The organism is Actinoalloteichus spitiensis RMV-1378 (genome assembly GCF_000239155.1).
Classification (GTDB): domain Bacteria; phylum Actinomycetota; class Actinomycetes; order Mycobacteriales; family Pseudonocardiaceae; genus Actinoalloteichus_B; species Actinoalloteichus_B spitiensis.
The window spans coordinates 1-1,172 of the sequence record NZ_AGVX02000743.1; the positions used below are offsets into that span (position 1 = coordinate 1).

At 74.6% G+C, this 1,172-nt stretch carries 1 protein-coding gene; it reads right to left on the minus strand.

The genetic code is table 11. From position 1 onward, the window contains the following. Positions 1-349 precede the first annotated feature (349 nt). Positions 350-1,172: oxidoreductase (locus ACTIDRAF_RS31190; protein ID WP_016701356.1), on the minus strand; the 823-nt coding region annotated here is incomplete at its 5' end.

Sequence of the window (1,172 nt, forward strand, 5' to 3'; positions counted from 1 at the left end):
CGTCTTGGAAGCCGGGACGTCCGGCGACGGGACCGGGACCCGCGCGGAGTCGTCGGCCTGGTCCCGGGCGATCCACCACGGGAGTGCGCCCGTGCGGGTCACCATTCGCGCACCGGGTGCCGCCGGTCCCCGTGTTCCGTCGACAGCGCGGGCGATGATCGGAGGCGCTCGCTCGCCGGTCCCCGTTCCCGGCGGGAACGGAGCACCCGCGACCGGCCTCTCCCCCGCCGGGGCGAGGCGCGACCGGCGCGCACCCGGCGGGAACTCCATCCCAGCTCCACCGCCGGGCCCTGAGCACGGGCCTGCCAGCGAGCCCGAGACCTGCCGGGAGGCCACGCTCGACCCCGGCTCAGGCCTCCGCCTCCGTCCGGGGCACGCCTTCGAGCCGCCGCCGGGGAAAGGTGACCCCGGTCAGCTCCTCGGACACCGCCCACAGGCGGCGGGCCAGCTCGATGTCCCGCGCCCGCGCCGAACGACCGACCAGCTTGGGAGCACCGCGTCCCTCCAGGAAACCGCTCGGGCCGGCGTAGGCGCCGCCAGGGACGTCCGCCACGGCCGCGTACAACGTGGGCAGCGCGCCGTCCTCGACGCTCTGCGTGACCAGGTTCGTCACCGCGCGCTGCACTCGGTCGCGGACCCGCCGCTGGCCGTTGCTCCGGAGCAGGTTGGTCGCGGCGAGACCGGGGTGCGCGGCGGTGGCGAGCACCGGCGATCCGACCTCGGTGAGTCGCCGCTGGAGCTCCGAGGTGAACAGCAGGTTGGCGAGTTTGGACCGCGCGTACGCGGCCATCGCCCGGTAGGGCCTCCGCTCCCAGTTCAGGTCGCCGAAGTCGATCGACCCCACCCGGTGCGCGTTGGAGGAGATCGTGACGACGCGTCCTCTGACTCGCGGCAACAGCAGGTTCGTGAGGGCGAAGTGCCCGAGGTGGTTGACCCCGACCTGGGACTCGAAGCCGTCGGCCGTGCGGGTCATTGGCGGCATCATGATGCCGGCGTTGTTGACGAGGATGTCGACGGGCTCGGTGACCCCGTCCGCGAACGCGCGGACCGAGGCGAGATCGGCGAGGTCGAGCCGGCGGACCTCGACGGTGCCGCTCATCGCGGCGGCGGCCTCCCGGCCCCTGCCCTCGTCGCGGACGGCGAGCACGACCCGGGCGCCGCTGGCGGCGAAC